The sequence below is a fragment of the Streptomyces sp. NPDC041205 genome, assembly GCF_055591765.1.
Genome location: NZ_JBVIZH010000007.1, coordinates 320,655 through 346,424, shown reverse-complemented (window position 1 = coordinate 346,424; position 25,770 = coordinate 320,655). Strand labels below are relative to the sequence as shown.

24 protein-coding genes, 1 tRNA gene and 1 pseudogene are annotated in these 25,770 nt (G+C 71.9%); 12 read left to right on the top strand and 14 right to left on the bottom strand.

Features of this window, described 5'->3' with window-relative positions; genetic code table 11:
• From ACZ6BG_RS29225 to ACZ6BG_RS29215, 3 genes are all read right to left on the bottom strand, one after another.
• On the bottom strand, window positions 1-1,191 hold the full coding sequence (locus tag ACZ6BG_RS29225; RefSeq protein ID WP_469006938.1) for a bifunctional MaoC family dehydratase N-terminal/OB-fold nucleic acid binding domain-containing protein: 1,191 nt from the start codon (window positions 1,189-1,191) through the stop codon (window positions 1-3).
• The gene (locus tag ACZ6BG_RS29220) at window positions 1,188-2,375 is read right to left on the bottom strand and encodes an acyl-CoA dehydrogenase family protein (RefSeq protein ID WP_469006935.1); all 1,188 of its coding nucleotides are present in this window, start codon (window positions 2,373-2,375) and stop codon (window positions 1,188-1,190) included. The genes ACZ6BG_RS29225 and ACZ6BG_RS29220 overlap by 4 nt, the downstream gene beginning before the upstream one ends.
• Before the next feature lie 212 nt (window positions 2,376-2,587).
• Entirely contained in the window at window positions 2,588-2,899 is a 312-nt protein-coding gene (locus ACZ6BG_RS29215; RefSeq protein ID WP_380834809.1) for a hypothetical protein, read from the bottom strand.
• A gap of 372 nt (window positions 2,900-3,271) precedes the next feature.
• On the opposite strand from ACZ6BG_RS29215, the gene ACZ6BG_RS29210 reads away from it, so the two are divergent.
• A complete protein-coding gene (locus tag ACZ6BG_RS29210; protein WP_469006933.1) occupies window positions 3,272-4,414 on the top strand; it encodes a bifunctional DNA primase/polymerase in 1,143 nt (380 codons plus the stop codon).
• Between the two features lie 127 nt (window positions 4,415-4,541).
• Here ACZ6BG_RS29210 and ACZ6BG_RS29205 read toward each other — a convergent pair whose 3' ends face one another.
• Window positions 4,542-4,781 carry a hypothetical protein gene (locus ACZ6BG_RS29205; RefSeq protein ID WP_468453723.1) on the bottom strand — a complete coding sequence of 80 codons (240 nt, stop codon included), beginning with the start codon at window positions 4,779-4,781 and terminating at the stop codon, window positions 4,542-4,544.
• 660 nt (window positions 4,782-5,441) lie between these two features.
• Between ACZ6BG_RS29205 and ACZ6BG_RS29200 the strand changes: the two genes are divergently transcribed.
• Together ACZ6BG_RS29200 and ACZ6BG_RS29195 are read left to right on the top strand one after the other, a co-directional pair.
• Entirely contained in the window at window positions 5,442-5,675 is a 234-nt protein-coding gene (locus ACZ6BG_RS29200) for a hypothetical protein (RefSeq protein ID WP_469006931.1), read from the top strand.
• Window positions 5,676-6,135: 460 nt separating this feature from the next.
• Entirely contained in the window at window positions 6,136-6,537 is a 402-nt protein-coding gene (locus ACZ6BG_RS29195; protein ID WP_469006929.1) for a hypothetical protein, read from the top strand.
• 5 nt (window positions 6,538-6,542) lie between these two features.
• Here ACZ6BG_RS29195 and ACZ6BG_RS29190 read toward each other — a convergent pair whose 3' ends face one another.
• Complete coding sequence (locus tag ACZ6BG_RS29190) at window positions 6,543-7,127, bottom strand: hypothetical protein (RefSeq protein ID WP_469006927.1); 585 nt, start codon at window positions 7,125-7,127, stop codon at window positions 6,543-6,545.
• Window positions 7,128-7,788: 661 nt separating this feature from the next.
• Between ACZ6BG_RS29190 and ACZ6BG_RS29185 the strand changes: the two genes are divergently transcribed.
• A complete protein-coding gene (locus ACZ6BG_RS29185; protein WP_469006925.1) occupies window positions 7,789-9,129 on the top strand; it encodes a tetratricopeptide repeat protein in 1,341 nt (446 codons plus the stop codon).
• A 361-nt stretch (window positions 9,130-9,490) separates the two neighbouring features.
• On the opposite strand, the gene ACZ6BG_RS29180 is transcribed toward ACZ6BG_RS29185, so the two are convergent.
• Window positions 9,491-9,575, bottom strand: a tRNA-Ser gene (locus tag ACZ6BG_RS29180).
• A gap of 52 nt (window positions 9,576-9,627) precedes the next feature.
• Complete coding sequence (locus ACZ6BG_RS29175; protein ID WP_469006922.1) at window positions 9,628-11,208, bottom strand: S1C family serine protease; 1,581 nt, start codon at window positions 11,206-11,208, stop codon at window positions 9,628-9,630.
• A 197-nt stretch (window positions 11,209-11,405) separates the two neighbouring features.
• On the opposite strand from ACZ6BG_RS29175, the gene ACZ6BG_RS29170 reads away from it, so the two are divergent.
• The 3 genes from ACZ6BG_RS29170 (at window position 11,406) to ACZ6BG_RS29160 (ending at window position 14,116) form a co-directional block, all read left to right on the top strand.
• Window positions 11,406-12,248, top strand: coding sequence for a glycerophosphodiester phosphodiesterase (locus ACZ6BG_RS29170; protein ID WP_469006921.1), 843 nt, complete (start codon window positions 11,406-11,408; stop codon window positions 12,246-12,248).
• Between the two features lie 53 nt (window positions 12,249-12,301).
• Window positions 12,302-12,940 (top strand): ATP-binding protein, encoded by a 639-nt coding sequence (locus ACZ6BG_RS29165; RefSeq protein WP_469006920.1) that lies wholly within the window; start codon window positions 12,302-12,304, stop codon window positions 12,938-12,940.
• 147 nt (window positions 12,941-13,087) lie between these two features.
• Complete coding sequence (locus ACZ6BG_RS29160; RefSeq protein ID WP_469006918.1) at window positions 13,088-14,116, top strand: DUF5926 family protein; 1,029 nt, start codon at window positions 13,088-13,090, stop codon at window positions 14,114-14,116.
• A gap of 283 nt (window positions 14,117-14,399) precedes the next feature.
• Here the strand turns inward: ACZ6BG_RS29160 and ACZ6BG_RS29155 are convergent, their stop codons facing one another.
• Entirely contained in the window at window positions 14,400-15,017 is a 618-nt protein-coding gene (locus ACZ6BG_RS29155) for a hypothetical protein (protein WP_469006916.1), read from the bottom strand.
• A 54-nt stretch (window positions 15,018-15,071) separates the two neighbouring features.
• Window positions 15,072-15,890, bottom strand: a complete 819-nt coding sequence (locus tag ACZ6BG_RS29150) for a bifunctional DNA primase/polymerase (protein ID WP_469006914.1) — start codon at window positions 15,888-15,890, stop codon at window positions 15,072-15,074.
• Window positions 15,891-16,504: 614 nt separating this feature from the next.
• On the opposite strand from ACZ6BG_RS29150, the gene ACZ6BG_RS29145 reads away from it, so the two are divergent.
• From ACZ6BG_RS29145 to ACZ6BG_RS29135, 3 genes are all read left to right on the top strand, one after another.
• The gene (locus ACZ6BG_RS29145; protein ID WP_469006912.1) at window positions 16,505-17,962 is read left to right on the top strand and encodes a PP2C family protein-serine/threonine phosphatase; all 1,458 of its coding nucleotides are present in this window, start codon (window positions 16,505-16,507) and stop codon (window positions 17,960-17,962) included.
• Between the two features lie 75 nt (window positions 17,963-18,037).
• A complete protein-coding gene (locus tag ACZ6BG_RS29140) occupies window positions 18,038-19,558 on the top strand; it encodes an aminopeptidase P family protein (RefSeq protein WP_469006910.1) in 1,521 nt (506 codons plus the stop codon).
• 222 nt (window positions 19,559-19,780) lie between these two features.
• Window positions 19,781-21,016 carry an MFS transporter gene (locus ACZ6BG_RS29135; protein ID WP_469006908.1) on the top strand — a complete coding sequence of 412 codons (1,236 nt, stop codon included), beginning with the start codon at window positions 19,781-19,783 and terminating at the stop codon, window positions 21,014-21,016.
• Here the strand turns inward: ACZ6BG_RS29135 and ACZ6BG_RS29130 are convergent.
• Window positions 20,979-21,515: a carboxymuconolactone decarboxylase family protein gene (locus tag ACZ6BG_RS29130; RefSeq protein WP_469006906.1), complete on the bottom strand. Its 537-nt coding sequence runs from the start codon at window positions 21,513-21,515 to the stop codon at window positions 20,979-20,981. The two genes, ACZ6BG_RS29135 and ACZ6BG_RS29130, sit on opposite strands and share 38 nt — an antisense overlap.
• A gap of 41 nt (window positions 21,516-21,556) precedes the next feature.
• On the opposite strand from ACZ6BG_RS29130, the gene pdxR reads away from it, so the two are divergent.
• On the top strand, window positions 21,557-23,047 hold the full coding sequence (gene pdxR / locus ACZ6BG_RS29125; protein ID WP_469006904.1) for a MocR-like pyridoxine biosynthesis transcription factor PdxR: 1,491 nt from the start codon (window positions 21,557-21,559) through the stop codon (window positions 23,045-23,047).
• A 10-nt stretch (window positions 23,048-23,057) separates the two neighbouring features.
• On the opposite strand, the gene ACZ6BG_RS29120 is transcribed toward pdxR, so the two are convergent.
• Entirely contained in the window at window positions 23,058-23,492 is a 435-nt protein-coding gene (locus tag ACZ6BG_RS29120; RefSeq protein ID WP_469006901.1) for a winged helix-turn-helix transcriptional regulator, read from the bottom strand.
• Between the two features lie 115 nt (window positions 23,493-23,607).
• Between ACZ6BG_RS29120 and ACZ6BG_RS29115 the strand changes: the two genes are divergently transcribed.
• Window positions 23,608-24,414, top strand: a complete 807-nt coding sequence (locus ACZ6BG_RS29115) for an NAD(P)H-binding protein (protein ID WP_469006898.1) — start codon at window positions 23,608-23,610, stop codon at window positions 24,412-24,414.
• A gap of 15 nt (window positions 24,415-24,429) precedes the next feature.
• Here the strand turns inward: ACZ6BG_RS29115 and ACZ6BG_RS29110 are convergent, their stop codons facing one another.
• The 3 genes and pseudogenes from ACZ6BG_RS29110 to ACZ6BG_RS29100 all read right to left on the bottom strand — a co-directional run bounded on the left by ACZ6BG_RS29110 (window position 24,430) and on the right by ACZ6BG_RS29100 (window position 25,711).
• A complete protein-coding gene (locus tag ACZ6BG_RS29110; protein ID WP_469006896.1) occupies window positions 24,430-24,579 on the bottom strand; it encodes a hypothetical protein in 150 nt (49 codons plus the stop codon).
• A 153-nt stretch (window positions 24,580-24,732) separates the two neighbouring features.
• Window positions 24,733-25,143 (bottom strand): annotated as a pseudogene (locus ACZ6BG_RS29105) (SDR family oxidoreductase); the annotation flags it as partial.
• 61 nt (window positions 25,144-25,204) lie between these two features.
• Window positions 25,205-25,711, bottom strand: a complete 507-nt coding sequence (locus ACZ6BG_RS29100) for an ATP-binding protein (RefSeq protein ID WP_469006893.1) — start codon at window positions 25,709-25,711, stop codon at window positions 25,205-25,207.
• Window positions 25,712-25,770: the final 59 nt, after the last annotated feature.

The window sequence follows — 25,770 nt, the reverse complement described above, 5'->3', positions numbered from 1 at the left end:
TCAGCGCACGCCCTCTCGCGCACCGTCCCGCATGCCGTCCCCCACTCCCTCCCGCGCACCGTCCCGCGCGCTCTCCCGCATGCCGTCCCCCACTCCCTCTCGCACACGGTCGACCGCCCCGACCAAGGCCGCGTCCGCGCCGCCGTCCGGCGCGAGCGGCCGGAACAGCGGCAGCTCCAGCTCCTCGTCGACCCGATGGAACTCCAGCCGCACGGGCATCCCGATCCGCACCCGGTCGTGCCCCACCCCCACCACCTGGCTGATGATCCGCACGCCCTCCGCCAGCTCGACGAGCACGACCGCGTACGGCCCCGCCCCGTCAGCGGCCTGATCCGGCGCGGTGAAGGCCGGGAACGGCGGGTGGTGCATCACCACGTACGAGAAGACCGTGCCCTCGCCGCTCGCCTCGACCGTGTCCCACTCGGGCGAACCGCAGGCGTTGCAGCCCGGCAGCCAGGGGAAGCGGAGGCGGGCGCAGGAGCCGCAGCGCTGGATCAGCAGGCGGTGCCGGGCCACGCCCTCCCAGAAGCCCGCGTTGTCCCTGTTGATCACGGGCCGCGGCCTCCTGCTCCGAGCCGGGGCGGCCGACCCCGCCGACTCAGCCGACCCCGCAGCCTCAGCCGACCCCGCCGCCCCCACCGTGCCCGCCGACCCCACCGCACCCTCCGGCGCAGCCGCGCCCACCCCCTTCGCCCGCCTCCGCGCGGGCACGTATTTCAAGATCCGGAAGCGATGCGTCCCCGCCGGTTCGCCGTCCGCGCGGACGTCCATCCGCGTCGTCACGAAGTACCCCGTACCGAGCTTGGTCGTCTTGCGCTCCGAGACCGACTCGATCACCGCGTCGAAGGTGATCTCGCCCCCGGGGCGCAGCGGACGCAGATACTCCTGCTCGCAGTCGGTCGCCACCACCGAGGCGTACCCGGCGTCGTCGAGCAGGGCGAACAGCTCGTCGTACGCCTCCGAGCGGGCACTGTGCCCGGAGAGGCCGCCCATCGTCCACACCTGGAGCATGGTCGGCGGGGCCACGGCCTCCGGGCCCACGTACGCGGCGTGGGTGTCCCCCATCGCCTCGCACCAGTGCCTGATCATCGGCTCGTTCACCGGGTCCTTGCCGCGCCCGGCGACAACGGCGGCCCGCCCCTCGTACACCCTCAACTTCTCGTACAGCTCGTCCGGCTCCCCGCCCGTCATCGCCGCCCCCTCCGCATCCCGAGCCGCATCGTCGCCACGATCTCCCGCTGCACCTCGCTCACCCCGCCCCCGAAGGTGTTGATCTGCGCCGCCCTGTTCATCCGCTCCAGCTCCCCGTCCCCGGCCGTCCCCCGTGCCAGGGAGCCGGGCGAACCGGCTCGTACGACCCCCGCGTCCCCCGCGATCTCCTGACACATTCGGTACACCTCGACCGCCGATTCGGTTCCCACGAACTTCACGCCGCTCGCGTCCCCCGGGGCCGGACCCCCCGCCTCCACATCCCCCACCAAACGCCAGTTGAGCAGGCGCGTCGCCGCGAGCCGCGCATGCGCCTCCGCCAGTTTCAAACGGACCCACGGAGCGTCAACCCGACGCTCGCCGCTCACCCGATCGGGTGCGCACGCGGCCGTCCGCGCCGCCGCGTAGAAGTCCTCGGCCTGCATGCCGATCGCCGCGAGCGCGATCCGCTCGTGGTTGAGCTGGTTGGTGATGAGGTCCCAGCCGCCGTGCTCCGCGCCGACGAGGTTCCCGGCGGGCACGCGCACGCCGTCGTAGTACGTCGCCGTCGTGGTCTGGCCGCCGACGGTCTCGATCGGGGTCCAGGAGAACCCGGGCGCGCCGGTCGGCACGAGGAGGATCGAGATGCCCCGGTGCTTGGGCGCGTCGGGGTCGGTGCGGCAGGCGAGCCAGATCCAGTCGGCGTTCTGGGCGTTGGAGGTGAAGCTCTTCTGGCCGTCGATCAGCCAGTCGCCGCTCGGGCCTGCCGTTCGGACGGCCCGCGTCCGCAGTGCGGCCAGGTCCGTGCCCGCGGACGGCTCGCTGTAACCGATCGCGAAGACGGTTTCCCCGCGCAGGATGCCGGGAAGCAGGGCCGCCTTCTGCTCCTCGGTCCCGTACTTCATCAGGGTCGGCCCGACGGTGTTCAGCGTGACCATCGACACGGGCGCGCCCGCACGGTACGCCTCGTCGAAGAACACGAACTGCTCGTCGGCGCCGCGCCCCTGCCCCCCGTACTCGACGGGCCAGCCGAGGCCGAGGTAGCCGTCCGCGCCGATGCGGCGCAGGAGCCGCCGCTGCCCGGCCTTGTCGTCGCTCGCGGGCGGCCCTTCGGGCATCAGCCCGCGGAAGTACGCGCGCAGTTCGGCGCGCAGGCGCCGCTGGCGTTCGGTGGGGGCGAGGTGCACGGCGGCGGCCTCTCCTTCTCGTACGGCCTCGTACGGCCTCGTACGGCCTCGTACCGGGAATAGTTTCTGACTGTCCGTCAGAAAACGAACCGGCGTCAAGGCCCCGTCGCCCCCGAACGCAGCCGCGCGGCGGTGCCCGAGGCACCGCCGCGCAACTGTCACATCACCCCTTGGAGCAGGCCCCGAGGATCACTCCCCAACGAGGCCCCAGGTCACCACAGTTCGCTGAAGTTGACGGCGACGTTCGCGTTGGTCTGGTCGATCTCCGTGAACGCGGAACCGTTCACCTGGGCCGTGTTGCTCTGGTTCGAGGCGCCGTTGCCAACCGCCTGCTGCTGCGTCGTGGACGAGTTGCCGTTGTTGTCGTCGCCGACGCCGCTGCCGTTGACCGTAGCCACACCGGCGTTGGATCCGTCGTCCGCGAACGAGCCGTTGTCGGCCATCGCAACGCCGGAGAAGAGAGCGGCGGCGAGGGGCAGGGCCGCGACAGCAGCGAGGGCGCGGGCGGTACGGATGCTTGCCATGTTATTTCCTCCAGAACGGGAGATTCGCACCGGCGGGAAGCCGGATGCGCCTCAAGTAGCGCTTGCTCCAAGGCGGTTGGCCGACCGCCCCGGTTTTGCATCTGCACGACGTCGCGAGATCAGAGTTGCCCACCGCACCCCCTGGGAACCACCCCGGAAGGCCTGATTCCCCCGCAAGCGTGAGGACAAGTCGATAAACACGCTTTGCGCCCCGAAGTCCCAGCTCAGCGCCGCTTCAGCGGCCGAGGCCAGGCGCCGCACGGGCTGAAGCGTTCCCGCAGCAGGCCCGAGCGGGGGGCGCCGTCCGCACTCGGCGCGCCACCCCGGGCCACCCCCCTTCCCTTCATCGAACGTTTGTACGAAACTGAAGTCATGGCTCCCATCGACCGCCATGCCACGGACCGCGACACCGACCACTCCCCCCGCCACGCGGCGGAGCCCCACAGGGCCGAGCCCCACGCGGCGGAACACCCGGCCACCGAGCCGATCGAGCCCTCGGGGCCCACCGCGCCCTCAGGGCCCCCCGCACCCCCGCGGCCCGGCGTGGCCGCGGGCCGGGCCGACCGCCACACCGCCACCCTCGCGCTCGCCCACGCCCTCACCGCCGCCGAGCGCGGCCTCGCCGTCATCCCGCTGTCGCGGACGAAGCTCCCGGCGCTGCGCTCCCCGCACCACGACGAGGCACGGCACCACACCGCCCCGGGCCACGACGACGCGCGGCACCACGCCCCTCCGGAGCACCACGCACTCCCAGGCCACCGCGACGCCCCGCAGCAGTCACCCCCCTGCCGCGGCGAGTGCGGCCGCATGGGACACGGCGTGTACGACGCGTCGACCGACCCCCACCGCATCCGCGAACTGTTCGCCTCCGCCCCCTGGGCCTCCGGCTACGGCATCGCCTGCGGACTGCCGCCGTACCACCTGATCGGCATCGACCTGGACACCAAGTCCGGCGTCGACGCACCCGCCGAACTGCGGGAGTTGGCGCTGCGGCACCTGTTCACGATCCCGGAGACCGTCGTCGTGGCGACGCCGAGCGGGGGCCGCCACATCTGGCTGGCCGGGCCGCCCGACACCGTCGTGCCCAACTCGGCGGGCCGTCTGGCCCCCGGCATCGACATCCGCGGCGCGGGCGGCTATCTGGTCGGCCCGGGCTCCCGTACCGAACACGGCGTCTACAGCGCGGTCCCCGGCACCGCCCACCTCCCGCCGGCCACCTGCCCGCCCGCGCTCCTGCGGCTGCTCACCCCGTCCCCCCGACGCCGACCGCGGCCCGCGCACGCAGGCGCCCCCGCGGACCCCCAACAGGGCCAGGGCCTGGTCCAGTTCGTCCTCGCCGCGCACGCGGGGCAGCGCAACACCCGCCTGTTCTGGGCGGCATGCCGCGCGTACGAGAACGGCTTCGGCGAAGCACTCACCGCACCGCTCACCGACGCGGCCGTCCGCGTGGGCCTGACCGCGCGCGAGGCGGCGTCGACGATAGCGTCGGCGGCGCGCCTGACGGGCCATGCGTAACGCGTGCCTTCACCGCCCCCTTGCCCCTCCACATCAGCCACCAAATCGCCCCAGACAAAAAGAAAGTGGCGGGCCATCACATGATGATGGCCCGCCACTCACACGCGAGAACTGCGAAGCAGTGTGGTCAGCACTTCTTCTTGGTCTTCACCGAAACCCACGGGCGGCACTTGCCCGGCGCCACGGGCCCGGTCATCGGCACGTTCTTCCAGATGTAGCCCTTCTTGCACACCTGCACCTGGGAGAGATCGAGGCACGCGTTGGGGTCGAAGGTGATGGCGCGGGCCTCGCTGTGGTTGCCCGGAAGCGCGACAAACAGCGTGACGCTGAACAGACCCGTCAGGATCGCCGTGCAGACCTTACGCATTTTCATTCTCCCGTTTCGAATTGCAGGCGCCAGAATGCCGACGCCGGGAGATCATGCGTTTCCCGCGATCCGTATGTCAAGAACGGTTAAGGACCCTCAATAGCGAACGCGCAGTCATGGCGAATCCGACAAAACATCCCGCCCACATGCGGGCATAGCAGGCAAGTTGGTCATGCAAATACTCACGCCTTGAGGTGAACATCACACGCCAATCCCTAATGATCATTTACGATTCCACATTCCCCACCACCGCTTGGCGGCACGCACCCATCCCAGCGGTGCCCGTGGTCTCCGTAAATCAACTCCCGTGAACAGACGGCCACTTCCCGGCACCCGACCCGTTCGAGAGCACCGGTGAGCGGTTTGCCTTACGTAGGCATGGCCGACTTCCCACCGGAGCGGGCCGACGGCGAAGCGCCACTTCGGAGAGACGTAAGCGAAAGTCGCGTGAGCCGGCTACCGGACCGACCGACTGGAAGCTGACATTCCGGCTTCCGTCCAGCTCTCTCCGGTCTTTTTCGACCTCTCCCTGGTGAGGAACTCCGTGAACCGCAATCTCCGGGCCCGTCTTGCTGCTTCCGCAGGTGTCGTCGCTCTTGCGGCGGGCGGGATGCTGGCCGCCGCGCCGCTGCCCAGCAAAGCCCTCGCGGGTCCGCCTGGTTGGCACCGGCGCCTGTGACGTCGGCCTTCAAGGAGGCGGAGGCGGCCGTGGACCGCGCCGAATCGCGAGGCAAGGCGTTCGGCTCGTACGACCCCTCGTCGCTCAACTACCACATGCGCCAAGTGCGTTACGAACTCGGTGATGTGCCCGGAACCGTCGAAGCCATGCAGCAGTCGGACAAGGTGCGCTTCAGCGTCTACCGGCGCGCTTCGGCCCTACGTTCCTGCTCATAGCGATGCAGCCCCTGAGCCACTGCCCACGTCATCTTGTCTTCATCGTTCATCATGCCCACCTCACTCTCGTGCCCCTCGCGTGCCCGATCGGTCGGGGACTCACGGGGAGTCAAAGTGTTCTGCGGTGCCTGAACATGAGCGGGCCCCTGACCTCAATCCCAGGTCAGGGGCCGTTCGACTGCGCGGTGGGTGTGGGATTTGAACCCACGGTGACTCGCGCCACGACGGTTTTCAAGAGGGTGCGCGTTCCAGGCGAGGCAGCCACGCTGACCTGCCGCTATCCATCCTCGCGCCGGGGCCGTGCGCCCCCGTGGTCCACGCCTGGTCCACTGGCTCCGGCTTGCGCTCCGGACACCCACGGGCGCCAGTTCCGGGCCGCTCCTGCCAGCCGTCACCCGTTCGCAGCGGGGCCTCCCAGAGCGGCCATCCTCGCCATGTCGACCACGCTACGCTGCCGCCCATGGCTGAGGCATTCGTCACCGGTGACGGCCACCGCGCGTGCGGCATCTGTCCATCGCGCCGCTTCCCGCTGGGCGAGTTCGACGTGGCCGAGCGTCCGTCTCGCGAGTGCCCTTTCAACCCTGAAGACGGCCACAGATACACGCTGCAAGGCGTGCCCGTCTGTGTCCATCCGGAGAAGGTCGGCCTGCCACCCGCTCCGTACAAGACGGAAGGCGTGGCCTTGGTGGCAGACGTCGAGCTGCCCGATGACGTCGCCGAACTCGACGCGTACCTGCGTGAGCTGGTGCACGGCGCAGCCCCCGGTGCCCTTGAGGTGCTGATCGACCTGGCGGACCGTGAGATCCGACGTGCCTTCCCCGAGGTCGACTCGACCTTGGCACTGCGCCGTGCGTTCAACTAGCTCTCCTAGCTGGCAGTGGCGAACCCGGGCGCGAACCGACGGCCACCGTCAAGAATGCCCAGCGGCTCGTACTTCGCCATGACCGCGGCCCTGCGCTTCGCGGTCTCACCCCTCCCGAACCAGTAGCGCTCGTTCATCGGCCCCCATGCCGCCCGGTAGACCTGGTGCGTGTAGTCGCCGTGGTCCCATTCCCCGATGGCCTCGCGGTCGGTGGCGTGTACGAACTTGATGCCGGTGCGGTCCTGGATGCGGGACAGCACCGTGAACTGCGCGGCCAGCGCGTGGATCATCTCGTCCACGGGGACGGCAACGGGGATCTCGGCGGCCTCCTCGTCGCCATCCGTCATCTCGTAGACGGCCGACTTGATCGCCATGGCGCGCATGGCCTCGGGGAACAGCGGCTCGGTGTCCTTCGCGATGTCGAACGCGTCCACGAGGGCGTACCCCATGAAGCTCGTCCAGTCCTCGTCGTACTTCGCGCATGCGGTGCGCAGACGGTCGTACTCCCGATCGGCCTCGACGATCATCAAGATCTCTCGCGCACGCCGCGCCACGATCTCCGGGGCGGGCCGCACTAGCGTTGTGGACACTGCTGCACTCTCCTTCGGTGGTTGGGTGCATCGGTGGCCCCGTCCGGCTGCCGACCGCCGTCACACGTACGGCAGCCGGACGGGATCTACCGCCCTGTCAGGCGGCAGTCGTGCCCTCCTCGGCCGCGTGTGGCTGAACCACGATTCATGCGACCAGGGAGGAGTTCAGCGGGTCGGCATGGTGGCAGCCACGCCGAGTACGAAGCCGATCGATCTCGCGATGGTGATGATCAGGAGGGCTCCGGCATGGCTCATCACTCGGACCACTAGACGGCTCACACCTGCTCGCCCCTGCTTCGCTCGTTGGCCGCACGGGCCTTGCTGCCAAGTGCGCCGTTGCGATCCTCTTGCGTCTGGGCTGCCCGGTGCAGAGGGCACTGGCACGGCGGGTACTTCATGGACCCTGGGGGCAGTTCCCACCCGTCCACGACGTCGATCTTCAGCACACCCTCCGCGCCCCGCTCTTCGGTCATTCGGGCAAGTGCTGCCCGCGCTTTGCTTCTCATGACTCAGCCCCTCAGGAGAGACGTCTGCGGCGAGCGTTTCGCCGATCTTTCATGTGCTCTACGCAACCGCCTGACCACGCACAGCGGTACCGTTGCCGCAGCGTCGGGACTTGAAAGCCTTGGAAAGCACGCAAGAGCGTGGGGAGTTGAGGGCCATGGCGAAACGCGAACCGAACGCAGCGCTCGGCCACCTGCTCGCCGAGAGCCGCTGGACGTATCGCCAGCTCGCACGGGCTGTGAACCGCATAGGTACCGAGACCGGCACCCCCTTGCGCTACGACGAGTCGTCCGTGAGCCACTGGCTCGGCGGCACCATCCCCCGCGACGCTGTGCGGGCCTGCATCCTCGAAGCCTTCTCGCGTCGGCTCGGCCGTCCGGTCACCCATGCTGAGGCGGGGCTGCCGGCTCCCCTCGATCAATCTCCCGAATCCATGGATACCGTGGAAGGGTTGATCGACCTGGGGAGGCAAGACATGGATCCGTCCCGCCGCAGATTCCTCGGCGCGGGTCTGTTCTCGGTGGCCCTGACGATCCCCGGCTGGCCCGACGTGATCGGCCGCGCGGAGGCTGTTCAGTCCGGCCGTGCGTCGCGCATCGGCATGAACGAAGTGGACATGGTCATCGCCATGACCGAGCGTGTCTCAGAGCTGGACGATCAGTTCGGCGGACGCCATGCACGCCCCATGGCTGCCTCGTTCATGGTCAACACGGTTGCCTCGTACCTGCGCGCCGATGCTCCCGATGACGTGCGGCGAGCAATGCAGTCCGCTGCCTCGGACCTGCTCTACCTGACCGGCTACATGGCTGTGGACGAAGGGCTCCACGGGCTCGCCCAGCGCTACTACATCAAGGCCCTGGAGTTGGCGGGCGCCGCTGCGGATCACCTGACGTACTGCACGACCCTGCGCGGCATGAGCGTGCAAGCGGTCGACCTGAAGCATGGGACCAAGGCGATGAACCTCGCGGATGCCGCTGCCGCAGCGTCCCCGAAAGCCGGGCCTCGGATGCGAGCCTTCCTCGCTGGCCAGCAGGCCCACACGGCCGCCCAGACAGGCGACCGAACGAGCGCACTGCGGTACATCCGCGAGGCGGAGGCGGCCATGGACCGCGCCGAATCCCGTGGCAAGGCGTTCGGCTCGTACGACCCCTCATCGCTCAACTACCACATCAGCCAGTTGCGTTACGAACTCGGTGATGTGCCCGGAGCGGTCGAAGCCATGCAGCAGTCGGACAAAGTGCGCTTCAGCGTCTACCGGCGCGCACGGGTACGGCACCGGGCCACGCTGGCCGAGCGGCAGTTGGAGATGGGCCACTTGGAAGCAGCCTGCGCCACCTGGCACCAAGCCCTCGACGACTACCCCATGGTCCAATCCGGACGGGCAGACGACCGCATCAAGGCGATGTTCGGGCTCATCCGCCCGCATCGGAGGAATGCGGCGGCTCGCGATCTGTACGACCGCGCTCGGACGATCGCCCCGCCTGCCTTGGTCAGTTGATCGCTTCCCCAAGCCCTTGGATCGACGCACCCGCCCACGCGGTCGGCGCACGCGGCTTTGGCCGGTGTCCTGTTCGGGTTGGGGTCGGGCATGGTCAGGGGGCCGTACGCTGGCTGGCAACTCGGGCAGGCTTCACCGCTGCCCGCAATGTGCACGAGCGGCCCCCTGCCCTTGCCCGACGCGGGCCCCGGCCCGAAGAGGTGGCTAAGCGCCGATCTCGTCAGACATCTGGTCCACGCCTGGTCCACAGACACTGGTCGACAGCGTGCCAGAGGCGGATCAAGGTGAGACGGCGATCAAGAAGAAGGGGCGCCCCCGATCGGGGGCGCCCGTTCTGACCAGCACACAAGCTGACCTGCTGCGGTGGGTGTGGGATTTGAACCCACGGTGACTCGCGCCACGACGGTTTTCAAGACCGTTCCCTTAGGCCGCTCGGGCAACCCACCCCGCGCCGGCTGGCCGGTGTTCGGCCGGTGGCGCGGGGTCAAGAGTAGCGGGTCAGCTGTCGCCCTTGCGTGCGCCCAGGACGACGTCGACCGTGCGATCCTTGCCGTCGCGCTCGTAGGTGATCTTGACGGTGTCGCCGGGGCGGTGGGTCCAGATCTGGCCGATGAGGGTCGGGCCGCTGTCGATGACCGTGTCGTCGAGCTTCTTGATGACGTCGCCGGACTTGAGGCCCGCCTTGGCCGCCGGGCCGCCCGGCTCCACGGCGGCGCCGGAGTTGCCGGCGGCTCGGTCGGAGATGGTGGCGCCGTCCGAGGTGTTCGCCAGGGAGACCGACGCGCCGATCACGGGGTACGTCGCCTCGCCCGTCTTGATCAGCTGCTGTGCCACGTTCTTCGCCTGGTTGACCGGGATCGCGAAGCCCAGGCCGATCGAGCCGGACTGGCCGCCGCCGCCCATGCCGCCGCTGTCGGCAGGCTTGATCGCGGAGTTGATGCCGATGACCGCGCCGCGGGCGTCCAGGAGCGGGCCGCCGGAGTTGCCCGGGTTGATGGACGCGTCGGTCTGCAGCGCGCTCATGTACGAACTCTTGCTGTTGCCGCCGTCGCTGGAGGTCACCGGGCGGTTCTTCGCGCTGACGATGCCCGTCGTGACCGTGTTGGACAGGCCGAAGGGGGCGCCGATGGCGATCGTGGAGTCGCCGACGGCCACCTTCTCGGAGTCGGCGAGCGGCAGCGGGGCGAGGTCCGAGGGCTTGTTCTTGAGCTTGATGACCGCGACGTCGTAGCCCTGGGCGCGGCCGACGACCTCCGCGTCGAACTTCTTGCCGTTCGAGAACGTCGCCGACAGCTTGCCGCCCTCGGCCGCGGACGCCACCACGTGGTTGTTGGTGAGGATGTGGCCCTGCTTGTCGTACACGAAGCCCGTGCCCGTGCCGCCTTCGCCGCTGCCGCTCTGGGCCTCGATGGTGACGACGCTCGGCAGCGCCTTGTTCGCGATGCCCGCCACCGAGCCGGGCTCGCGCTTGAGGTCGGCCGGGCTGTCCGACGCGGAGACCGTCGTCGAGTCCGTGCTGTTGTCGTCGTTGCGGTCCGCCGCCCAGAAGCCGAGGCCGCCGCCGACACCGCCCGCGATCAGCGCCGCCGCGAGCACCGCCGCGACCAGGCCGCCACGCCGACCGCCCGGCTTCGGCGCGGCCGGCTGCTCCGCCGTCCAGGACGCGCCCCAGCCCGTACCTCCCGAGCCGCCGGACCCGGCGCCGTCCTGCGCGTACGACGGCACGGCCGGGGGCGGGGGCGGCGGCCACGCGCCGGAGGGCGACGCGGCGGACGCGGGCTGCTGGCCGTACGCCGCGCCGGGCTGACCCGCCTGGGTGTACGCGGCGCCCGACTGGCCCGCGCCCACATGGCCGGCCGTGTGCGCGTACGGATCGGGGACGCTCGGGGCGGGGGCCGGTGCCGACGGGGGCGGAGTGCTCGCGGGAGCCTCCGCCGGGGCCGGTCCGGACGTGGCGGGCTTGTCCGCCGGTGGCGTCGGCGCCGGGGTGTCGGGGGCGGAAGCAGCGGGAGTGTCCACCGGCACGGGAGGTGCGGACGGGGCCGGGGGTACTTCAGTGCCCTCGTTCTCGGTGCTCACAGCTTCTTCTCCTCGGTCCACGCTGTCGTACTCGGTCACGGCCTGAGAGCAGCAGACGATCATTTCGGTTCAGTTTTGTCTGCAGTCAGCTTTTCCCATGGGCTGTCAGGGCACCATAAGCCGATGCTGTGCGTTCACGGCGGGCGAAACCAACCCATACGGAAGGCGCAACCCGTCAGCGATGGCACGATGACGCGGTGACCCACGCACGACAGCCCCACATCCAGGTCGTCGCCCACCGCGGAGCCTCCGAGGACGCCCCGGAGCACACCCTGGCCGCGTACGAGAAGGCGGTCGAGGACGGCGCCGACGCCCTCGAATGCGACGTACGGCTCACCGCGGACGGCCATCTCGTCTGTGTGCACGACCGCCGCGTCAACCGCACCTCGAACGGCCGCGGCGCCGTCTCCGCCCTGGAGCTCGCCGACCTCGCGGCCCTCGACTTCGGCTCCTGGAAGAACGGCGGCGACCCCGGGGACGGGGAAGGGCCCGACTGGGACGAGGGGCAGGACCCGTCCGACGCCAAGGACACCTCCGTACTCACCCTGGAGCGCCTCCTTGAGCTGGTGGCCGAAAACAATGCCTCCGGGCGCCGGGTCCAGCTCGCCATCGAGACCAAGCACCCCACCCGCTGGGCGGGCCAGGTGGAGGAGCGGCTGCTGCATCTCCTGAAGCGCTTCGGCCTCGACGCGCCGCCCGCCGACGGCCCCTCGCCCGTCCGCGTCATGAGCTTCTCGGCGCGTTCACTGCACCGCGTGCGCGCCGCGTCCCCGACGCTGCCCACCGTCTATCTGATGCAGTTCGTCTCGCCCCGCCACCGCGACGGCCGTCTCCCCGAGGGCGTCCGGATCGCGGGCCCGGGGATCCGGATCGTACGCAACCACCCCGGGTACGTCGCCAAGCTCCAGCGGGCCGGGCACCAGGTGCACGTCTGGACCGTGAACGAGCCCGCCGACGTCGAACTGTGCGCCCGCCTCGGCGTCGACGCGATCATCACCAACCGCCCGAAGCAGGTTCTGTCCCAACTCGGCCGCGCCTGACGCCCATTACGGGGAGTGCACCGGCGCGTTCGGTGCGTATTCGACCGTGTCGAGTGCGTCACCATCGCGGTGTTGGCCGGTTTCCGGTCCAGTCCATTGGGGCATTCACACCGTGGCGTGGGGCAAAGGAGGTCTCGGGGGTGGCGTTTGTGGTGGCACGGGAGGTGCCCACGTCGTCGAGCATGGCCGTACCCCATGGTCCTGCGGGCGTGGGGGAAGCCAGACACCGAATGCGCGATCAACTGCGCGGCAACGGGGTGTCGGAGTCGGTCATCGACGATGCCGTACTGATCCTTTCCGAACTCCTCAGCAACGCCTGCCGACACGGCAGGCCGCTGGGGGAGGGACTCAACGGGGACGGCGACGACGGAGACGTGCGCGCCGCGTGGCGCGTCGAGAAGACCGGCCGGCTCACGGTCGAAGTGACGGACGGCGGCGGCCCGACCCGCCCGATTCCGGCCACTCCGTCGGTCACGGCCCACGGCGGCCGCGGGCTCAACATCATCACCGCCCTCGCCGAGGCGTGGGGAGTGCGCGACGACACCCGCGGTGAGGTCACCGTCTGGGCCCTGGTGCAGTCCGGGCACCGCCATGAGGACTTCGCTACGCGCGTCGTCGCACCGTCGGCGGCCGCCGCCACGGCCGCGATATCCGACCTCGGCTTCGCGGACCCCTTCGACGACGTGGACTGAGCGGGTACGTGCACCGAGCGGGGCCGCACCCGGTCCCCGAGCCGCTCCCACCGCGCCCCGGCGCGCACCCGGTCCCCCGGGCACCCGACGGCGAACGGCTAGGCTCGCGCCCGTACGCAAGCGAGCCGTAACCGGGAGACACCCACGATGGCCAAGAAGCGCCCGCAGACCAAGGGCAACCAGGGCAAGCAGCCGCAGCTCAAGGACCACGAGGTCCCGGTCGTCGGCGCCCGGGAACCCTGCCCCTGCGGTTCGGGCCGCCGGTACAAGGCCTGTCACGGCAGGGCCGCCGCGCACGCCGTGACCGAGCTGGTGCAGCGCCCCTTCGACGGCCTGCCCGGCGAGTGCGACTGGGTGGCCCTGCGCGAGCTGGTCCCCGCCGCGACCGTCGAGCTCACTCTGAAGGAAGAGGTGCGCGAAGCGCTTCAGAACAAGGGTGGTGGTGGACGACGGGAGGGCGGCCTTCCCGAGGGCGTGCCCTCCGTGACCCTGGCGACCGTCCTGCCGATGGCCTGGCCCGCGCTGCGCCGCGACGACGGCTCGGTGCTGCTCGGCCTGCAGAACGACACCTCCTCCGGCGACATCAGCCGCGACCTCGCCGACACCCTCCAGCGGGCCCTCACCACCGAGCCCGGCCAGCCGGTCCCCGGCCGCCGCGCGGTGTCCGGCGATGGTCCCCGCCTGCAGGAGCTCATCGACGAGAAGAGCGCCTTCGAGCCGGTCGTGCACCCCGGTTTCGAGTTCTGGGTGCCGGACGCGGAGAACGCGACGCCGGAGGTGTCCGCCTCCCTGGAGCGGGCGAACGCCGCCGCCATCCCGACGGTCAAGCTCTCCGGCGTGGACGCCGCCTACTGGTGCGAGACGCCGGAGAAGAACCACCTGCGCTGGGTCATGCCGCATCCCGAGGAGCAGCTCCTCGACGCGCTCGCGCGGCTGCACGCGGCCGGCGCGTCGAGCCTCGGCGAGGGCACCCGCCTGGTCGGCTCGTTCCGCGCGCACGGTCTGACGGTGCCGGTGTGGGACCTGCCGAGCGGTATGGGGGCCGGTGACATCGAGCAGCCCGCCGCCGAGTTCGCGTCGCGCCTCGCGACGGCGCTCGCGGCGACGGAGCCGCTGACTCCGGAAGAGCGCAGGGCGCGCGGCGGCCTCACCAACCGACAGGTCACCCTCAGCTGACCTCCCGGGGCGTCGGACGCCGCGGCGTCCGGCCGGTCCGCACTGACCCACCAGTCAGTCGGAACGGAACGCGTGACTCCCGTCACAACTCCCCTTGGACGCAGGTAAATCCCTGTCCGGATAACTGAGATCGAATTTGCCAAGCGCCGATCTCTTGTTACCGTTCAGGTAGCCCGGTTGCTGGTGCATCCCCCGTCGCCAGCAACCGGGCGTTTCTGTGCCCGGTGCACACCCGGTGCCCGTACAGCGGTGAACAACCTTCCCAACTGCACCGGAAGAGCGCTCAGTTGCTGCCGGAGCGCAGCAGCAGCGCACCCGAGCCCGCACGGGCGAACTCCGCCACCGCCGTGTACCGCGCCGCCGTTCCCGCCGTGCGCTCACGGGGCGTCTCGCACGCCGCCGGCTCGTCGTCGGCGCCCACCGCGCAGTGCATCTGCACGGTGCGTCCCTTCGGCCCCATGACGCTCAGAACGGCCTTCAGCGCCTCACCCGTGGCGTTGCGGTAGTAGGTACGCGCCCAGGTGTCGTCGGCCTGGGACAGGACGCAGGTCTGGGCCTCCACGCCGTGCGGGGAGGACAGCTCGGGGCCGCAGCGGGCGGTGGTCTCCCGCGGGGGCTCCGCGTCGTGCGCGGGGCGCGCGGGGGCGGCCGGATCGCCGGGCTTGTCCTGCGGCCGGGACGGCGGCGTGGACGACTGGGTGGACGGCTGCGTGGCCGAGGGGCGGGACGGCGGCGGCCCGGCGGGGCGCTTCGCGTCGTCACGGAGTACGGAGTCATCGCGGAGTACGGAGTCATGGAGCACGGGCCCCGCGGAGGCGCCGGCGAGCGGCACGAGCACCGCGACGGCCACGACTCCCAGGAGCGCGAGCAGGCGGGGGTTCACGGCCGGGCGCGGGTGCATGGCCCGAAGATAACGACGATGGGCACGCGGAGCGTTCACCGCGCGCCCAACGCCCTACAACTCGGGGGCGCTCACACCCGTACGAGTGAGCGCGTCGACCACCGCGTCGACGACGGCCTCGACGTCGGGCACCCAGGGCGCGGCCGAGCCGGGCAGGGGCGCACGCTCCCAGCGGACCTGGCCCTGGCCCGTCTCCGACGGCGGCAGCGCCACGTACCCGCCGTCACCGTGGAACCGCAGCGAGCCCGGGACCCAGTCCTTGGCGTACAGGAGCGCGCCCAACTGCTCCATCGAGTACGGCGCGACGAGGATGAAGATGCGGGCCGGGGTGGCCACGACCGGGCCGAGCCTGACGCCCGCCTCGTCGAGTGCGGCGAGGGCGCGCGCGCCGGCCACCGCGGGCAGGCTCACGGCGCAGGGGGCGCGGCCGCCGGTGGCGAGGAGCACCGGGGCGCCGGGGCGGTTGGTCCACCACCAACGCACCATGCGCTCGTCCGTCGTCGCGGCGAGCAGGCCGGGGTCGAGCGGATGGGCTCCGGGGAAGCCGCACTCGGGGTCGGGGCAGGCGCAGCGCGCGGCGGTGTCGCGCGGGGCGGGCGTGCCGGTGCCCTCGGCGTTCCTTCTGGTGCCCTTGCCGGTCCTCTTGCGGGTGTCGCCCTGCCGCTCGCGGGCGTCGCCCCGCGGGTCGCCGTCGGTGTCGAGGGTGCCGAGACCACGCCTGACCTGGCTGTCGATGCCGACGCCCGGGAGCACGGGCCAGCGCCACACGGTCGCGAAGGTGATGGCCGCGCCGAGCAGAGCGGGACTCTGGTCAGACTTCCTACCGATTCGCCAGGACAGGAGCCTGCGTCGCCTTCCGAGGATCTCGCGCATGAGCGCTCGTTCCTTTCCGTTACACGCAGAGGGACACTTCGGGCCACATCACACCATGTGTGGATCACTATCGACGTGCGTACGAGGTGCGCGTACTAGGTGCATGCAAGTGCGTACAGGTGCGTACAAGCTGGCGCATCACACCCCAGCCTGCGGCATGGGGCTCCCCTATGGGCCGAGCGTTGACGTGGCGTGGGGTGGCGGCGCCTGGCGTTTGCCGTCCCGCGTAATTCTTGCCGCCCGTGCCGCGGGAGGATGGGGCACGGCCGCCGTGGGTTAAGACGCTCGGGTCCGCCACCAGGTTCCGGGCGTCCCGCAACTGCCCCTGGCCATCACCGAGTACGTACCCATCGCAGCCGCTGTGACGCTCCTTCGAACAATGTCAGTCGACCGCAATATGCCGTTCCCTGCAACAGTTTTCAGACAAGTTCTCAAGATCGCTGACAGTTCCCGGAATTCACTCGCGCCCCACTGGACACCAGGAATCCTCGCAGGACAATGCTGGACATCCCCTCTCCCCTGCGTGTAGATGTGGAGACATTGCTAGCGGCGCAGAATGACAGGGGGTTTGCGATGCTATTGAGCAATACGCGCTGGCCGGAAAGCCGTCAGCCATGAACGCCCCGCACCTCCCGAAAGTGGCCGGAATCGATTCCACTGTTCCGCCACCGGCCCACACTGCCCCGTCCGTCCAGGGCGCCCCTGCCGCCTCCGGTGCCCAGAACGCCCCGGGAGCACTGATCCAGGACCGCCTCGCGGGCTGGGTCTCCGACCTCACCACGCTGCACGAACTCACGGAACGCCTGTCCCGCACGGCCGCACTCGACGGCGCGCTCGGCGAACTCCTGCGCGCCGGCGCCGCCCTCGTCGGCGCCCGCCGCGGCCTCGTCGTCCTGGAACCCGCCGACGGCCTCGGCCCCACCACGACCGTCGGCCTCGGCCTCGCCCGCGCCGACCTCGGCCATCTGGAGACGGTGCCGCGCGCCGCCACCTCCTTCGGCCGCCTCCTCGACGCCACCGCCGGGGCCGTCCCCGGCGCGCCGGAGTCCGTGCCCGCCGCCAAGACCGCGCCCCCCGCCGCGGCCCCCGTCACCGAGGTCGTGCAGCCCGACCTCCTCGCCGACGAGGCCCTCGACCCCCACCACCGTGAGGTCGCCGTCCGCCTCGGGTACGCCGCGAGCTACGCCCTGCCGCTGCTCACCGACACGGCGGGCCGCGTCGGCGCGGTGGTCTGGCTGTACGACGAGCCCGCCGAGCCGGCCGAGCGGCAGCGGCACCTCATCGGCCGCTACCTCCAGTACGCCACCGAGCACCTGGCGCGCCTGGTGGAACTGGACCGCGCCCGCTCCACGACCGCGACCCTGCGCGCGGAACTGCTGCCCCCGCGCCTGCCTCGGGTCGCCGGGGTGCAGCTCGCGGCCCGGCACAGCACCGGACCGCGCGGCGGCGGCGACTGGTTCGACGCGCTGCCCCTGCCGGACGCGGCGCTCGGCCTCGCGGTCGGCTCCGTCACCGGGTCCGGGCCGAGCGCGGTCGCCGCGATGGGACGGCTGCGGGCCTCGCTGCGGGCGTACGCGGTGATGGAGGGCGAGGACCCCGTCGCCGTCCTCTCCGACCTGGAGCTGCTGCTTCGCCTCACCGAGCCCGCGCGGTCGGCGACGGCGCTGTTCGCGTTCTGCGAGCCCGGCCTGCGCAAGATCGTCCTCGCCGGGGCCGGGCACAGCCCGCCGCTGATCGTCGGGGAGCGGCGCACGGAGTTCGTGGAGACGTCCCTGTCGGCGCCGCTCGGCATGCTCGCCTGCTGGGAGGCGCCCAGCGTGGACATCCGCCCGGAGCCAGGAGAAACGCTGCTTCTCTATACGGACGGGCTCCTTCAGCGCACGGGCGACGCCATGGACCGGGCCTTCGCGCGGCTGCACGCGGCCGCCGCGAGCGTGCCGAAGGCGGCCCGCGACGACCCCGGGGAGATCGCCGACCACGTGCTGCGCACGGTCCTCCCGGAGGGCCTGGACGGCCCGGCCGCGGCGGCGAGCGAGGAGGACGTGGTGCTGCTCGCGGCACGCTTCGAGTGACGCGGCGCGCACGGCCCGTGAGCCTCCGCGGTGAGGGGTCTTCCGCCCCTGGGCCTCCTTACGTACGACCGTACGATGGAGGGGGTCCAGAGTCGTACAGAGCCGTCAAACAGGAGGCAGACCGTGTCGGACGCCCTCAACCCGGAGATCCCGGAAGAGCTGGTGGAGACCGAAGAAGAGCCGATCAAGCAGCGCAAGAACGGCCTCTACCCCGGTGTCTCCGACGAGCTCGCCGAGAGCATGAAGTCGGGCTGGGCGGACACCGAGCTGCGTGACCTGGAGCCGATCGAGCAGGCCGCGCACACCGCCGCCCGCCGTGCCGCGCTCTCCGCGCGCTTCCCCGGCGAGCGCCTGGTCGTCCCCGCGGGCAACCTGAAGACCCGCTCGAACGACACGGAGTACGCCTTCCGCGCCTCCGTGGAGTACGCCTACCTCACCGGCAACCAGACCGAGGACGGCGTCCTCGTCATGGAGCCGAAGCGGACCGGCGGGCACGACGCGACGATCTACCTCCTTCCGCGCTCCAACCGCGAGAACGGCGAGTTCTGGCTCGACGGCCAGGGCGAGCTGTGGGTCGGCCGCCGCCACTCCCTGACCGAGGCCGAGACGCTGTACGGCATCCCCGCCTCCGACGTCCGCGAGCTGGCCGGCGCGCTGCGCGAGGCCACCGGGCCCGTCCGCGTCGTCCGCGGCTTCGACGCCGGGATCGAGGCGGCCCTGGCCGACAAGGTCACCGCCGAGCGCGACGAGGAGCTGCGCGTCTTCCTCTCCGAGGCCCGCCTCGTCAAGGACGAGTTCGAGGTCCGTGAGCTGCAGAAGGCCGTGGACTCCACGGTGCGCGGCTTCGAGGACGTCGTGAAGGTCCTCGACAAGGCCGAGGCGACCTCCGAGCGCTACATCGAGGGCACGTTCTTCCTGCGCGCCCGCGTCGAGGGCAACGACATCGGCTACGGCTCCATCTGCGCCGCGGGCCCGCACGCCACCACCCTGCACTGGGTGCGCAACGACGGCGCCGTCCGCTCCGGCGAGCTGCTCCTGCTCGACGCGGGCGTGGAGACGCACACGTACTACACCGCGGACGTCACCCGCACCCTGCCGATCAACGGCCGCTTCGACGAGGTGCAGAAGAAGATCTACGACGCCGTGTACGAGGCCCAGGAGGCCGGGATCGCGGCGGTCAAGCCGGGCGGCAAGTACCGCGACTTCCACGACGCCGCGCAGCGCGTGCTCGCCGAGAAGCTGGTCGAGTGGGGGATCGTCGAGGGCCCCGTCGAGCGCGTCCTGGAGCTCGGCCTGCAGCGCCGCTGGACGCTGCACGGCACCGGTCACATGCTCGGCATGGACGTCCACGACTGCGCCGCCGCGCGCACCGAGACGTACGTGGACGGCACCCTGGAGCCCGGCATGTGCCTGACCGTCGAGCCCGGTCTGTACTTCCAGGCGGACGACCTGACCGTGCCCGAGGAGTACCGGGGCATCGGCGTGCGCATCGAGGACGACATCCTCGTCACCGAGGACGGCAACCGGAACCTGTCCGCCGCGCTGCCCCGGCGGTCGGACGAGGTCGAGCGCTGGATGGCCGAGCTGAAGGGCTAGCCCGCGGCCGCGGCCGTTCTTGTCGGCGAGGGCCGGGTTCCCGGGGTCGGGGGCCCGGCCCTCGGCGTACCCCGGCCCGGCGCGCCGCCGATCGGCCTTCGGCCTCGCCCTCAAGCGCCGGACGGGCTCTTTCCGCCCCACCCGACGCCTTTGAAGTGGCCCATGAACCGGGCCGCATAATGGACCATCTGAGCGTGCCACTCGGCCTCTAGCGTTCCGGGCATGACGACATCCCGCCTTCTTCCGGCCCCCGGCCCCGCGCGGCAGCTCGCCCTCGCGCAGCTCGCCAACTCCGTGGGCGACGGCGCGTACTACGTCACGTCCGCCCTCTACTTCACGCACGTCGTCGGGCTCGCCCCGGCGCGGATCGGGCTCGGGCTCACGCTCGCGTGGGCCGTCGGGTCCGTGGTGGGGGTGCCGCTCGGGCGGCTCGCCGACCGGCGCGGGCCGCGCGGCACCGCGGTGCTGCTCGCCCTCGCGACCGGCGCCGCCGTCGCGTCCTTCCTCGTCGTCCGCGACTTCGTGCCGTTCGTGGCCGCCGCCCTCGTGTACGCCACCGCCCAGTCGGGCCTCGCCGCGGCACGCCAGGCGCTGCTCGCCGGGCTCGTCACCAAGGAGGAGCGCACCGGGCTCCTCGCCCACCTCCAGTCCACGCTGAACGCGGGGCTCGCGGTGGGCGCCGGAATCGGCGGCATCGCGCTGCACCACGGCAGCGAGGCCGCGTACCTCTCGGTGTTCGCGATGGACGCCGTCGGCTTCGTGGTGTGCGCCGCGGTGCTGTGGCGGCTGCCCGCCGTCGCGCCGACGGCGGCGGTGGCGGGCGAGCGGCTCGCGGTGCTCAGGGACCGGCCGTACGCGCTCGTCACGCTCCTCAACACCGTGCTGCTGCTGCGGATGCCGCTGCTCAGCCTCGGCATTCCGCTGTGGCTCACCGAGCGCACGAACGCCCCCGCGTGGCTCGTCTCGGCGCTGTTCGTCCTCAACACCCTTGGTGTCATGGCCTTCCAGGTGCGTACGGCGCGGTCGGTCTCCGGGATCCCGACGGCGGTACGCGCCGTGCGCAGGTCCGGCGTGCTGATGCTGGCCGCGTGCGCGGTGTTCGCCCTGTCGGCCGCCGCGGGCGGGGCGTGGACGGCCGCCGCGGTGCTCGTCGCCGCGTCCGTGGCGCTGCTCGCCGCCGAGATGCTGCAGTCCGCCGGTTCCTGGCAACTCGGCTTCGACCTGGCGCCCGCGGGCCGGATCGGCGAGTACCAGGGCTTCTTCGGCACCGGGGTCACCGTCGCCCGCACCCTCGGCCCCCTGGTCCTCACCACGCTCCTGGTGGAGTGGGGGGCGCCGGGGTGGCTGCTGCTCGGCGGGGTGATCCTGGTGGCGTCGTACGCGATGGGTCCTGCGGTGCGGTGGGCCGACGGGGCCGGCTCTAACGCTCGTCCGTCCCTGCGACCTTCGCGGTGCTGAGCGCGATCCGGTTCCACGTGTTGATGGCGAGGACGAGGCCGAGCACGTGCGCCAGCTCGGTCTCGTCGAAGTGGGCGGCGGCCTCGGCGTAGACGGCATCCGGAACCCCGGCCTCGCCGACCCGGGTGACCGCGTCCGTGAGGGCGAGTGCGGCCTGCTCCTTGGCGGAGAAGAAGTTCCTGGCCTCGCGCCAGACGGCGACCATGTGCAGCCGGTCCTCGCTCTCGCCCGCCTTGCGCGCGTCGTTGGTGTGCATGTGCAGGCAGTACGCGCAGCCGTTGAGGTGCGAGGCGCGGATCTGGATCAGCTCGACGAGGGCCGGGTCGAGTCCGGCGCGGGCGGCGGCGTCCAGGCCGATGACGGCCTTGAAGACCTTCGGGGCGGCCTTGGCGAAGTCGATGCGGGGCAGGGGCCGGGTGGTCCCGTCGACCCCGGTGGTCGGGGCGGTCCCGGCGGGCCGGGCGGTCTCTGCGTACGTCGTGTTGTTCGTCATGACCATGAATCTACGGTGATCAAAGACCACGAGTAGGGTGCAGTTCCATGGCGGAATCCTGGGTCAATTCGGCGGAGCGCATCGGCAGTGACCTGCACCTGGAGCTGTCCGGCGGCGGCAGCCGCAGAGCCGCGCTCATCCGCGCGCTGCGCGCCGCAGTGCAGGACGGCCGCCTCGCCCCCGGCACCCGCCTGCCCCCGTACCGCTCCCTGGCCGCCGACCTCGGCGTCGCCCGCAACACCGTCGCCGACGCCTACGCCGAACTCGTCGCCGAGGGCTGGCTCACCGCCCGGCAGGGCTCGGGCACCCGCGTCGCCGAGCGCGCCGCGCCCCCGCCCCCCGTCCGCGTGCCCAAGCGCTCGCCCGGCGCATCCGCGAAGCCCGCGCACCACCTCGTCCAGGGCCAGCCGGACGCCGGTTCCTTCCCCCGCGCCGCCTGGCTCGCCGCCGCCCGCCGCGCCCTCGCCGCCGCGCCCAACGAGGCCTTCGGGCCCGGCGATCCGCAGGGCCGGATCGAGCTGCGCCGGGCGCTCGCCGGGTATCTGGCGCGGGTGCGCGGGGTGCGGGCCGAGCCGGAGCGGATCGTGGTGTGCTCGGGCTTCGCGCACGCGCTGCGGCTGCTGTTCGGCGGGCCCGGGGGCGGCGCGGGCGGCGGGGTGCTGCGCGGGCCTTCCCCGGGTTCTCGGCTCCGCTCGAACAGGGGAGACCCCATTGCCGTGGAGGCGTACGGGCTCGGCTTCCACCGCTCGCTCCTGGACGCGGCGCGGGTGCGGACGCTTCCCCTGCCCCTGGACGAACACGGCGCCCGCGTCGAGGAGTTGGCGGACTTGCCGGGGCCCGTGCGGGCGGTGCTGCTCACGCCCGCGCACCAGTTCCCCACGGGCGGGCCGCTGCACCCCGCGCGCCGCAGCGCCGTCGTCGACTGGGCCCGCACGCACGGCGGGCTGATCCTGGAGGACGACTACGACGGCGAGTTCCGCTACGACCGGGAGCCCGTCGGCGCCGTCCAGGGCCTGGACCCCGAACGCGTCGTGTACATGGGGTCGGTGAGCAAGAGCCTGTCGCCCGCCGTGCGCGTCGGCTGGATGGTGCTTCCGGAGCACCTGGTCGACGCGGTCCTCGCCGCCAAGGGCGAGCGGGAGGCCTGGGTGAGCGTCCCCGACCAGCTCACCCTCGCCGACCTCATCGACTCCGGCCACTACGACCGGCACGTCCGCCGCATGCGCCAGCGCTACCGGCGCCGCCGCGACCACCTCGTCGCCACCCTCGCCGAGCGCGCCCCGCACATCACCGTCACCGGCATCGCGGCCGGGCTGCACGCCGTGCTGCGGCTGCCGCCCGGCACGGAGGCGTCCGCCGTGAAGGCCGCCGCGTGGCAGGGCGTCGGCCTGGAGGGCCTGTCCGACTACCGGCACCCGGCGGCCGCGCACGCGCCGGACGGCCTGGTGGTCGGGTACGCGACGCCGCCCGAGCACGGGTACGCGGCGGCGATCGAGGCGCTGTGCGGGGTGCTGCCGCCCGCGCCGGACGAGGGCTGAGGCCGCTCCGTCAGGGCCGGACGTCCTCGGTGGTCCGCGCGTCGTACGTCGCCCGCGCCTCCGCGATCGCCGGGCGGTGGGCGATCGACCAGTCCGCGAGGGACTTCACGAGGTGGGTGAGGCTGTGGCCCATCTCCGTCAGCTCGTACTCGACCTGCGGCGGGATCGTGGGGCGCACGGTGCGCTTCACCAGGCCGTCGCGCTCCAGACGGCGCAGCGTCAGGGTGAGCATGCGCTGCGAGACGCCGCCGTGGATGCGGCGCTGGAGTTCCTTGAACCGCAGGACTCCGGAGGCGAGTTCGACCACTACGTAGACGGACCACTTGTCGCCGAGCCGGTCCAGGACGTCCCGGACACCGCACTCGTCCTGCGGCGTCTCGCAGCTGATCACCGGTTCGTCCGTGCCCGCGCCGGGAGTGGTTACCGCCGTGTGCCCTGCTGACATCAAAGTGCCTCCTTACGTGATCGTCCGCCGCCGACCACGATGATCCCGGGCCCGGCGACCACCGCCACCCGCTCCCACGCATCCATGGAACCCAGCACAACGGGGGAAACTTCCCATGCTCATGATCACCGGCGCCACCGGCGCACTCGGCAAGCTCGTCACCGCCCGCCTCGCCGACCGCGACGACGTCGTCATCGGCACCCGCGCCCCGGCCCCCGGTCAGCGCCGCGTCGACTTCGACGCCCCCTCGTCCCTGGACTTCACCGGCGTCGACACCCTGCTCGTCATCTCGGCCGGGGCCGCCGAGGACGACGTCGTCGCCGCCCGCCACGAGGCCGTGATCTCCGCCGCCGAGAAGGCGGGCGTCGGCCACCTCGTCTACACCAGCCTCAGCGGCGACGGCGACCACCTCACGTACGCCCTCGCCCACCGCTGGACCGAGCGCAGGCTGCGCCGCTCCACGCTGAACTGGACGGTCCTTCGCAACGGCCTGTACGCGGAGTTCCTCGCCGCCATCGCCGCCCCGGGCCCCGACGGCACCGTCGCCGCGCCCCTCGGCGACGGCCGCCTCGCCGCCGTGGCCCGCGAGGACCTCGCCGACGTCGCCGTCCGCGTGGCCACCGACCCGGCCCCGCACGCGGGCCGCACCTACGAACTCGTCGGCGAACAGGCCCTGGGCGGCGCCGACCTGGCCGCCGCGGTCGACGGCCGCTACGAACCCGGCACCCTCGCCGCGACCCGCGAGGCCGTCGCCGCGTCCGGCGACGCCCTGCCGTTCCAGGTACCGATGCTCCTGAGCACCTACTCGGCGATCGCGGGCGGCTTCCTCGACGGCACGTCGGTCACGGACAACCGACTGCGCGCGCTGCTCGGCCGGGCGCCGCGGTCGGCCCTCGAGGTGTACGCGGCGACGGTGCGGTGACCTGACCGGTGCGGGTCAGGCCCCGTTTCCGGGCTCCGCGTCGAGTGCGCGCAGGACGGACCAGGCGATGAACTCGGCGGCGCCGTCGAGGACTTCGGGGCCGAGGTTGGGCTCGTCGAGCCGACACGTGTGCGTGGCCCGGCCGACGGTGACCCGGCAGCGCATGGCGACGGAGCCGCGGTGGTCGGTCGGCGAGCCGGTGTGCCGGTGTGCCGGTGGCTTCGGGAGCCGTGGGGGATGTGGGGGAGGCCATCGGAGAGGGTCCTGAGGGGGGTGGGTCGGGGTCGACCGGGCGGCGCGGGGCCGGAGCGGCCCCCGTCACACCCCGGCGCTCAGCCCGCCGTCGATCGTCAGCACCGAGCCGTTGACGGTCACGGCCGCCTCGCTCGCGAGATCCACGACCGACCGCGCGATCTCGTCCGGCTCCGTGGCCCGGCCGCTCGCGGTGCGGGCGCGGATCGCGTGCTGCCGCTCCTCGGACAGGACCGCCGTCATGTCGGACGTGACGAGGCCGGACGCGACGACGCCGGGCGCGACGACGTTCGCGGTGATGCCGCGCGGGCGCAGTTCCCGGGCGATGGACCCGGCGAGTCCCACCAGGCCCGCCCTGGACGCGGCGTAGTTCGCCCGGCCCGCGCCACCGGTGGCACCGACGACCGAGGAGATGAAGACGATGCGGCCCCGGCGGGCCCACAGCATCCGCCGGGAGGCACGCCGAGTCACGTTTTCCGACCCATGGAGTGCCCGGAGTCCCGTTTCGTCATCGTCATCCCGGACAAGGCCGGGGCCCCTACGCGCTGACGAGCGGCGCGTCCTCCCGCCACTTCAGGACCTTGTCGAAGCTGATCACCGCGCCGCCGCGCCCCGGCTTGTTGCCGAAGTCCACGTGGTCGGCCAGCTCGCGGATCAGACACAGGCCCCGGCCGCTCTCGGCGTTCTCGGGGGGCGTGACGGCCTTGCGGGCGCGGGACGGGCGGCGGGTGCGGCGGCGGCCCCGGCGACGGGCGGACATCCGGATGCGGCTCGGCGGGAAGCCGGGGCCGGAGTCGGCGACCTCGATGCGGCAGGTCTCGCCGTCCAGATACGCCGTGACCCGGTACGCGCCGCCCGGCGCCCCGGGTGTCGCGGCCCCGCCGTGCTCCACCGCGTTGGCGCAGGCCTCCGTGAGTGCCAGCGACAGTTCGTACGAGACGTCGGGGTGCACCCCCGCGCTCTCCATCGTGCCCATCAGCAGGCGCCGGGCGAGCGGAACGCTCGCAGCTTCGCGCCGCAAATGGAGTGACCACCAGATGCTCATGCTCCAGCCTCCTGGCTGCGGCTCGACATACCGATACGTATTGCCGCGAGTAACCGCGA

What these genes read in the sequence shown, in the direction of transcription:
- ACZ6BG_RS29225 (WP_469006938.1), bottom strand. Translation starts at nt 1,191, where the DNA reads ATGACGGGCGGGGAGCCGGACGAGCTGTACGAGAAGTTGAGGGTGTAC.
- ACZ6BG_RS29215 (WP_380834809.1), bottom strand. Translation starts at nt 2,899, where the DNA reads ATGGCAAGCATCCGTACCGCCCGCGCCCTCGCTGCTGTCGCGGCCCTG.
- ACZ6BG_RS29210 (WP_469006933.1), top strand. Translation starts at nt 3,272, where the DNA reads ATGGCTCCCATCGACCGCCATGCCACGGACCGCGACACCGACCACTCC.
- ACZ6BG_RS29205 (WP_468453723.1), bottom strand. Translation starts at nt 4,781, where the DNA reads ATGCGTAAGGTCTGCACGGCGATCCTGACGGGTCTGTTCAGCGTCACG.
- ACZ6BG_RS29195 (WP_469006929.1), top strand. Translation starts at nt 6,136, where the DNA reads ATGGCTGAGGCATTCGTCACCGGTGACGGCCACCGCGCGTGCGGCATC.
- ACZ6BG_RS29185 (WP_469006925.1), top strand. Translation starts at nt 7,789, where the DNA reads ATGGCGAAACGCGAACCGAACGCAGCGCTCGGCCACCTGCTCGCCGAG.
- ACZ6BG_RS29160 (WP_469006918.1), top strand. Translation starts at nt 13,088, where the DNA reads ATGGCCAAGAAGCGCCCGCAGACCAAGGGCAACCAGGGCAAGCAGCCG.
- ACZ6BG_RS29155 (WP_469006916.1), bottom strand. Translation starts at nt 15,017, where the DNA reads ATGCACCCGCGCCCGGCCGTGAACCCCCGCCTGCTCGCGCTCCTGGGA.
- ACZ6BG_RS29150 (WP_469006914.1), bottom strand. Translation starts at nt 15,890, where the DNA reads ATGCGCGAGATCCTCGGAAGGCGACGCAGGCTCCTGTCCTGGCGAATC.
- ACZ6BG_RS29145 (WP_469006912.1), top strand. Translation starts at nt 16,505, where the DNA reads ATGAACGCCCCGCACCTCCCGAAAGTGGCCGGAATCGATTCCACTGTT.
- ACZ6BG_RS29140 (WP_469006910.1), top strand. Translation starts at nt 18,038, where the DNA reads ATGGAGGGGGTCCAGAGTCGTACAGAGCCGTCAAACAGGAGGCAGACC.
- ACZ6BG_RS29135 (WP_469006908.1), top strand. Translation starts at nt 19,781, where the DNA reads ATGACGACATCCCGCCTTCTTCCGGCCCCCGGCCCCGCGCGGCAGCTC.
- ACZ6BG_RS29130 (WP_469006906.1), bottom strand. Translation starts at nt 21,515, where the DNA reads ATGGTCATGACGAACAACACGACGTACGCAGAGACCGCCCGGCCCGCC.
- pdxR (WP_469006904.1), top strand. Translation starts at nt 21,557, where the DNA reads ATGGCGGAATCCTGGGTCAATTCGGCGGAGCGCATCGGCAGTGACCTG.
- ACZ6BG_RS29120 (WP_469006901.1), bottom strand. Translation starts at nt 23,492, where the DNA reads ATGTCAGCAGGGCACACGGCGGTAACCACTCCCGGCGCGGGCACGGAC.
- ACZ6BG_RS29115 (WP_469006898.1), top strand. Translation starts at nt 23,608, where the DNA reads ATGCTCATGATCACCGGCGCCACCGGCGCACTCGGCAAGCTCGTCACC.
- ACZ6BG_RS29110 (WP_469006896.1), bottom strand. Translation starts at nt 24,579, where the DNA reads ATGCGCTGCCGGGTCACCGTCGGCCGGGCCACGCACACGTGTCGGCTC.
- ACZ6BG_RS29100 (WP_469006893.1), bottom strand. Translation starts at nt 25,711, where the DNA reads ATGAGCATCTGGTGGTCACTCCATTTGCGGCGCGAAGCTGCGAGCGTT.